This is a genomic window from Streptomyces sp. NPDC058092 (assembly GCF_042884935.1).
Taxonomy (GTDB): domain Bacteria; phylum Actinomycetota; class Actinomycetes; order Streptomycetales; family Streptomycetaceae; genus Streptomyces.
The window spans coordinates 372,270-379,983 of the sequence record NZ_JBHVSY010000006.1; the positions used below are offsets into that span (position 1 = coordinate 372,270).

Genomic DNA, 7,714 nt, shown 5'->3' on the forward strand with positions numbered 1-7,714 from the left:
GCAGGTCAGAGCTGTGGAGCGATCACTGACGGCTCAGTTGCCGCGTGCCTCGGGAAGGCGCGGTCGCCAGCTCTCGCAGGCCGAATCGCCCCTCTCTCGCACCCCGGGCCGGGCGACGGCGAGGTCCGCGACATGGAGATGCATCACACCGGCACCGGCGTACTCGGTGGCCGGTACCCGGTCGGCCACCGGGCCCCGGATCAGCGGCACGGCCGCCGGAACGGGTCACCCGAGGGTCTGCCCTCCGGTCCTGATCCGGACGGGAGGCCCCGGGCCCGCGCCGCCGCGTTTTGTCAGGCGAGGCCGGGATCGACGATGATGATCGCGGGCGGCGCCGCATCATGCCGGTCCACCCCGAACGGAGCACAAACGGGCAGTGAACTCCCACTTCCGTTCATCCGATAGCCTCTGCCGACGTGCCGCCGGCCCGCTTCCGGGCCGCACTGTCGCGCGCCGACCCCGTCAGCACCAAGGAGTGAGTTCGTCTGTCGACCGCCATCCTCACCGGTGCACCGGTACCCGGATCGTCGCTCGCGGACGATCTGCGGTCGCTGGGCTTCGACGTACAGGTCGCCGCCGATGTGACCGAGGCCGCACGGCTGCTCGGCGACGTCCCCGCCGACCGCCGCGTCGCACTGGTCGATCCCCGTTTCGTCGGCCACGTCCACGCCCTCCGGCTCGGACTCACCGACCCGCGCTTCCCCGCCGCCGCCGTCCCCGGCGCGCTCACCGCGCAGCCGGAGGCGCGCTCCGCGCTCGTCCGGGCCTTGAACACCACCGCCGCGGCCGTCGGCGCGGGCGTCCCGACCGGTCCGGGCAACACGGCGACGGTCACCGACCGCACCGTGCCGGGCCGCCTCGCCGTCACCATGGACGCCGAAGGAACCCCCGTGCAGCGCCCCGAGCTCGGCTCGCTGGTCGCCGCCGTACCGGTCGACGAACCCTCGCGTGCCGCAGCGCAGAGCGGCCTCGCCGCGGTCGACGACGAGGCGGTACGGCTGCGCAGCGCCGTGAAGGCCCACGACGGCTTCTTCACCACGTTCTTCATCAGCCCGTACTCCCGCTACATCGCCCGCTGGTGTGCCCGCCGCGGCCTCACCCCGAACCAGGTCACCACCGCGTCCCTGCTCACCGCGCTGATCGCGGCGGGCAGCGCGGCGACCGGCACCCGCGGCGGCTACATCGCCGCCGGACTGCTGCTGCTCTTCTCGTTCGTCCTGGACTGCACCGACGGGCAGCTCGCCCGCTACTCGCTGCAGTACTCGACGATGGGCGCCTGGCTGGACGCCACCTTCGACCGGGCCAAGGAGTACGCGTACTACGCGGGCCTCGCGCTCGGCGCCGCCCGCGGCGGCGACGACGTCTGGGCACTGGCCCTCGGCGCGATGGTGCTCCAGGCCTGCCGCCACGTCATCGACTTCTCGTTCAACGAGGCCAACCACGACGCGGTGGCCAACTCGAGCCCCACGGCAGCCCTCTCCGACCGGCTCGACAGCGTCGGCTGGACGGTCTGGCTGCGCCGGATGATAGTGCTGCCGATCGGCGAGCGCTGGGCGATGATCGCGGTACTGACCGCGGTGACCACGCCCCGGATCGTCTTCTACGCCCTGCTCATCGGCTGCTCCTTCGCCGCCTGCTACACCACCGCGGGCCGCCTGCTGCGTTCGCTGACCCGCAAGGCGGAGCGCACCAACCGAGCCGCCCGCGCACTCGCCGACCTGACCGACTCCGGCCCCCTCGCCCAGATCGTGGCGGCACGGGGCCCCCGGATCGGGGGCGCCTGGAGCGCACCCGTGATCGCGCTCGTCGGCGCGGGGGCACTGATCGCCGCCGCGCTGCAGCAGCCGTTCGGCAGCAAGCAGATGATCTTCGCTGCGGTCTTCTACGCGATCTGCTCGGGCATGGCAGTGGCCCACCCCCTCAAGGGCGCCCTCGACTGGCTCGTACCCCCGATATTCAGGGCGGCGGAGTACTGCACCATCCTCGTCCTCGCCGCCCGCAGCGATGTCCCGGGAGCCCTTCCCGCAGCCTTCGGGCTGGTCTCGGCCGTCGCCTACCATCACTACGACACCGTGTACCGCATTCGCGGCGGCACCGGCGCGCCGCCCCAGTGGCTGGTACGCACGATCGGTGGGCACGAGGGCCGCACCCTGGTGGTGGCCGTACTCGCCGCCGTATTCACCCGGCATTCAGCTTTCACCGTGGCACTCACCGCTCTCGCAGCGGCTGTGGCACTGGTGGTCCTCGTGGAGTCCATCCGCTTCTGGGTGTCCTCCGGAGCACCCGCCGTTCACGACGAAGGAGAACCCGCATGATCGGCCTCGTACTGGCAGCCGGTGCAGGACGGCGTCTGCGCCCCTACACCGACACGCTCCCGAAGGCCCTCGTGCCTGTCGACGGCGAGAAGACGGTGCTGGACCTCACGCTGGCGAACTTCGCGGAGATCGGCCTCACCGAGGTCGCCGTCGTCGTCGGGTACCGCAAGGAAGCCGTGTACGACCGCAAGGCCGAGCTGGAGGCCAAGTACGGCGTCACCCTCACCCTGATCGACAACGACAAGGCCGAGGAGTGGAACAACGCCTACTCCCTGTGGTGCGCCCGTGACGTCCTGACGCGCGGCGTGATCCTGGCCAACGGCGACACCGTCCACCCGGTCTCCGTCGAGAAGACCCTGCTTGCCGCCCGCGGCGACGGCCAGAAGATAATTCTCGCCCTCGATACGGTGAAGCACCTCGCCGACGAGGAGATGAAGGTCATCACCGAGGGCGGCAAGGGTGTGCGGCGCATCACGAAGCTGATGGACCCGGCCACCGCGACCGGCGAGTACATCGGCGTCACCCTCATCGAGCCGGAGGCCGCCGCTGAGCTCGCCGACGCCCTGAAGGCCACGTTCGAGCGCGACCCCGACCTCTACTACGAGGACGGCTACCAGGAGCTCGTGAACCGCGGCTTCACCGTCGACGTGGCCCCCATCGGCGAAGTGACGTGGGTGGAGATCGACAACCACGACGACCTCGCGAAGGGCCGTGAGATCGCGTGCCAGTACTGACCCGGCTCATTCCGTCCCCGGCCGTCGTCGACATCCGTCGCGGCGCCCTGGACGATCTGGCCGGCCTCCTCGCCGACCAGCGGATCTCCGCCTCCGGCAAGCTGGCCGTCGCGATCAGCGACGGTTCGGGGCGGGCCCTGCGCGAGCGGCTGGCGCCCGCGCTGCCCGGCGCCCACTGGTACCCGGTCGCCGACGGCACCCTCGACTCGGCCGTCAAGCTCGCCGACGGCATCAGGGGCAACCGCTACGACGCGGTGGTCGGCCTCGGTGGCGGCAAGATCGTCGACGTGGCGAAGTACGCCGCGGCACGCGTCGGCCTGCCCATGGTCGCGGTGGCGACGAACCTCGCGCACGACGGTCTCTGCTCGCCCGTCGCGACACTGGACAACGACAACGGCCGGGGCTCCTACGGCGTCCCCACCCCGATCGCCGTCGTCATCGACCTCGACGTCGTCCGCGAGGCACCGGCCCGTTTCGTGCGCTCCGGCATCGGCGACGCGGTCTCCAACATCTCCTGCGTGGCCGACTGGGAACTCGCCCACGAGGTCAAGGGCGAGGAGATCGACGGACTCGCCGCGGCCATGGCCCGGCAGGCCGGCGAGGCCGTGCTGCGCCACCCCGGCGGGATCGGCGACGACGCCTTCCTCAAGGTGCTGGCCGAGGGCCTCGTGCTGACCGGCATCTCCATGTCGGTCGCCGGGGACTCCCGGCCCGCCTCGGGCGCCTGCCACGAGATCAACCACGCCTTCGACCTGCTGTACCCCAAGCGTGCGGCGAGCCACGGCGAGCAGGTCGGCCTCGGCGCCTGCTTCGCCATGCACCTGCGCGGTGCGCGCGAGGAGTCGCTGCTCATGGCGGCCACCCTGCGCCGTCACGGTCTGCCCGTCCTGCCCGAAGAGATCGGCTTCACCGCCGACGAGTTCGTCCAGGCCGTCGACTACGCCCCGCAGACCCGCCCGGGACGCTTCACGATCCTGGAACACCTCAACCTGTCCACCGACCAGATCAGGGACGCGTACGCCGACTATGCAAAAGCCATCCATAGCTGAACTCCGTCCGGTCGTGCACCCTGCGGGCGTGAAGGACCGGCGCAGCGGCGAACACTGGGCGGGTCGGCTCTACATGCGCGAGATCTCCCTGCGCGTGGACCGGCACCTGGTGAACACCAGGATCACGCCCAACCAGCTGACCTACGTGATGACCGTCGCGGGCGTGCTCGCCGCGCCGGCGCTGCTCGTGCCCGGCATTCCCGGAGCGCTGCTCGGCGTCCTCATGGTCCAGCTCTACCTGCTGTTCGACTGTGTCGACGGCGAGGTGGCTCGCTGGAAGAAGCAGTTCTCACTGGGCGGGGTCTACATGGACCGCGTCGCCGCGTATCTCTGCGACGCCGCCGTGCTGGTCGGCTTCGGCCTGCGCGCCGCCGATCTGTGGGGCTCCGGACGGATCGACTGGCTGTGGGCCTTCCTGGGCACTCTGGCGGCCCTCGGCGCCATCCTGATCAAGGCCGAGACCGACCTCGTCGGCGTCGCACGCCACCAGGGCGGTCTGCCGCCGGTCGAGGAGGCCGCCTCCGAGCCGCGCTCGTCCGGCATGGCGCTCGCCCGCCGGGCCGCCGGCGCGCTCAAGTTCCACCGGCTGATCCTCGGCATCGAGGCGTCGCTGGTGATCCTGGTGGCGGCGGTCCTCGACGCGGTCAGGGACGATCTGTTCTTCAGCCGTCTCATGGTCGCGGTACTGGCCGGCATCGCCCTGCTGCAGACCTTGCTGCACCTCGTGTCGATCCTGGCGTCGAGCAGGCTGAAGTGAGCAATCCGATGAAGCTCGGCGCGGTCGTCATCACGATGGGCAACCGCCCCGCAGAGCTGCGTGCCCTCCTCGATTCCGTCGCCAAGCAGGACGGCGACCGGATCGAGGTGGTGGTCGTCGGCAACGGCGCCCCCGTACCGGACGTCCCCGCGGGCGTACGCACCGTCGAACTGCCCGAGAACCTGGGCATCCCCGGCGGCCGCAACGTCGGGATCGAGGCCTTCGGCCCGTCCGGCGCCGATGTGGACGCCCTGCTCTTCCTCGACGACGACGGACTGCTGCCGCTCACCGACACCGCCGAGCTGTGCCGGCAGGCCTTCGACGCCGACCCCGAGCTGGGCATCATCAGCTTCCGCATCGCCGACCCCGACACCGGTGTCACGCAGCGCCGCCACGTGCCGCGGCTGCGGGCCTCCGACCCGATGCGCTCCTCGCGGGTGACGACCTTCCTCGGCGGCGCCAACGCCGTACGTACCAAGGTCATCGCCGACGTCGGGCCGCTGCCGGGCCAGTTCTTCTACGCGCACGAGGAGACGGACCTCGCCTGGCGGGCACTGGACGCGGGCTGGATGATCGACTACCGCGCGGACATGGTCCTCGACCACCCGGCCACCGCCCCGTCACGGCACGCGGTGTACCACCGCATGGTGGCCCGCAACCGGGTGTGGCTGGCCCGGCGCAACCTGCCCGCGCCGCTGGTCCCCGTCTACCTCGGCGTGTGGCTGCTGCTGACCCTGCTCCGCAAGCCCTCCGGCCCGGCCCTGAAGGCATGGTTCGGCGGTTTCCGGGAAGGCTGGTCCACGCCCTGCGGCGCCCGCCGTCCGATGAGATGGCGCACCGTGTGGCGGCTGACCAGGCTGGGTCGACCTCCCGTGATCTGAGAGGCTCTCCTCTGAGAGCATGAGACGTACTTCTTCTCCACGGGACCTGTCCGCTCCGAGCCGCGCCCGCGACTGGCTGCGCATCTTGAATACGAGAGTTTCATCTGGTGAGTGACACAACCCATGATGGTGCGGTCGCACTGAGCACCCCACCATCCGCCGACCGTGGCCTGAGCGCGGCCGAGAGGGCCGCCAAGTACGGCCTGACGGTGAGCGGCGCCCGGCCAGGGCTCTTCGAGTACATCCGGCAGCTCTGGGGCCGGCGCCACTTCATCCTGGCGTTCTCCCGAGCGAAGCTGACCGCCCAGTACAGCCAGGCGAAGCTCGGCCAGCTGTGGCAGGTGGCCACGCCGCTGCTCAACGCTCTCGTCTACTACCTGATCTTCGGGCTGATCCTGGGGACCCGGAAGGGGATGCCCCAGGAGGTCTTCATCCCGTTCCTGGTGACCGGAGTCTTCGTCTTCACCTTCACCCAGAGCTCGGTGATGGCGGGTGTGCGGGCCATCTCCGGCAACCTGGGGCTGGTCCGGGCGCTGCACTTCCCGCGCGCCTCGCTGCCCGTCTCGTTCTCGCTGCAGCAGCTCCAGCAGCTGCTGTACTCGATGCTCGTGCTCGCGGTCGTGGCCATCGCCTTCGGCAGCTACCCGAGTCTCTCCTGGCTGCTGATCATTCCGGCGCTGGCCATGCAGTTCTTCTTCAACACCGGCCTGGCGCTGATCATGGCCAGGCTGGGCAGCAAGACCCCCGACCTCGCCCAGCTCATGCCGTTCGTCATGCGGACCTGGATGTACGCGTCGGGCGTCATGTTCTCCATCCCGGTGATGCTCAAGGACAAGCCGGACTGGATCGCCGATGTGCTGCAGTACAACCCCGCGGCCATCTACATGGACCTGATCCGCTTCGCGCTGATCGACGGCTACGGCTCGGGCAACCTGCCGGCGCACGTCTGGATCGTGGCGCTCGCCTGGGCGGTCCTCGTCGGCCTGGTGGGCTTCGTGTACTTCTGGAAGGCAGAGGAACGGTACGGCCGTGGCTGACGACAACACTTCAGGGCGCGTCCCCACCGTCATCGCCGACGACGTGCACATCGTGTACCGGGTCAACGGCGCCGGCGGTGGCAAGGGCAGCGCCACCGCGGCGCTCAGCCGGATACTGCGCCGCGGCAAGGGCGAGGCGCGCGGCGTACGGAAGGTGCACGCTGTCCGCGGCGTCTCCTTCACCGCCTACCGCGGCGAGGCCATCGGCCTCATCGGGACGAACGGCTCCGGCAAGTCGACCCTGCTGCGGGCCATCGCCGGGCTGCTGCCGACCGAGCACGGCAAGGTGTACACGGACGGCCAGCCGTCGCTGCTCGGGGTCAACGCGGCGCTGATGAGCGATCTGACCGGCGAGCGCAACGTCGTGCTCGGCGGCCTCGCGATGGGCATGTCGCGCGAGGAGATCCGCGAGCGCTACCAGGGGATCGTCGACTTCTCCGGCATCAACGAGAAGGGCGACTTCATCACCCTGCCCATGCGGACGTACTCCTCCGGAATGGCCGCCCGGCTGCGTTTCTCCATCGCCGCCGCGAAGAACCACGACGTCCTCATGATCGACGAGGCGCTGGCCACCGGCGACCGCAAGTTCCAGATCCGCTCCGAGAAGCGCATCAGGGAACTCCGTAAGGAGGCGGGCACCGTCTTCCTGGTCAGCCACAGCAACAAGTCCATCAGGGACACCTGCGACCGGGTGCTCTGGCTGGAAAAGGGTGAGCTGCTGATGGACGGTCCGACGGACGAGGTCCTCAAGGCGTACGAGCGCGAGACCGGCAAATAGCGGGTCTTTCGGTCCCGTGACACGGTCGCGGGCGCCGCCCGGAAACTACCGGGGGGGGCGCCGCGGGGTGGGGGCCCCCGGTGCCCCCCGCCGGGCGGCGCCCCCCGCGGGGCGCCCCCCCCCACAGATACAACCCCCCGCGGTCGTGGAATTACGTGCGCGC

Annotated in this window: 7 protein-coding genes; all 7 read left to right on the forward strand. The window is 70.4% G+C overall.

The features are described 5' to 3' along the window. Window positions 1–542: 542 nt before the first annotated feature. The 7 genes from ACFVV1_RS13475 to ACFVV1_RS13505 all read left to right on the forward strand — a co-directional run bounded on the left by ACFVV1_RS13475 (window position 543) and on the right by ACFVV1_RS13505 (window position 7,551). Window positions 543–2,315: a DUF5941 domain-containing protein gene (locus ACFVV1_RS13475; RefSeq protein ID WP_389989087.1), complete on the forward strand. Its 1,773-nt coding sequence runs from the start codon at window positions 543–545 to the stop codon at window positions 2,313–2,315. Next, the gene (locus tag ACFVV1_RS13480) at window positions 2,312–3,049 is read left to right on the forward strand and encodes a sugar phosphate nucleotidyltransferase (protein WP_389989048.1); all 738 of its coding nucleotides are present in this window, start codon (window positions 2,312–2,314) and stop codon (window positions 3,047–3,049) included. Before ACFVV1_RS13475 ends, ACFVV1_RS13480 begins: the two co-directional genes overlap by 4 nt. Then, window positions 3,037–4,098: an iron-containing alcohol dehydrogenase family protein gene (locus ACFVV1_RS13485; protein WP_389989050.1), complete on the forward strand. Its 1,062-nt coding sequence runs from the start codon at window positions 3,037–3,039 to the stop codon at window positions 4,096–4,098. The genes ACFVV1_RS13480 and ACFVV1_RS13485 overlap by 13 nt, the downstream gene beginning before the upstream one ends. Continuing rightward, window positions 4,076–4,855 carry a CDP-alcohol phosphatidyltransferase family protein gene (locus ACFVV1_RS13490; protein WP_389989051.1) on the forward strand — a complete coding sequence of 260 codons (780 nt, stop codon included), beginning with the start codon at window positions 4,076–4,078 and terminating at the stop codon, window positions 4,853–4,855. The genes ACFVV1_RS13485 and ACFVV1_RS13490 overlap by 23 nt, the downstream gene beginning before the upstream one ends. An 8-nt stretch (window positions 4,856–4,863) precedes the next feature. Next, window positions 4,864–5,736, forward strand: a complete 873-nt coding sequence (locus ACFVV1_RS13495; RefSeq protein ID WP_389989089.1) for a glycosyltransferase family 2 protein — start codon at window positions 4,864–4,866, stop codon at window positions 5,734–5,736. Between the two features lie 107 nt (window positions 5,737–5,843). Beyond that, complete coding sequence (locus tag ACFVV1_RS13500) at window positions 5,844–6,773, forward strand: ABC transporter permease (protein ID WP_389989053.1); 930 nt, start codon at window positions 5,844–5,846, stop codon at window positions 6,771–6,773. After that, window positions 6,766–7,551, forward strand: a complete 786-nt coding sequence (locus ACFVV1_RS13505; RefSeq protein ID WP_384459053.1) for an ABC transporter ATP-binding protein — start codon at window positions 6,766–6,768, stop codon at window positions 7,549–7,551. The genes ACFVV1_RS13500 and ACFVV1_RS13505 overlap by 8 nt, the downstream gene beginning before the upstream one ends. Window positions 7,552–7,714 lie beyond the last annotated feature (163 nt).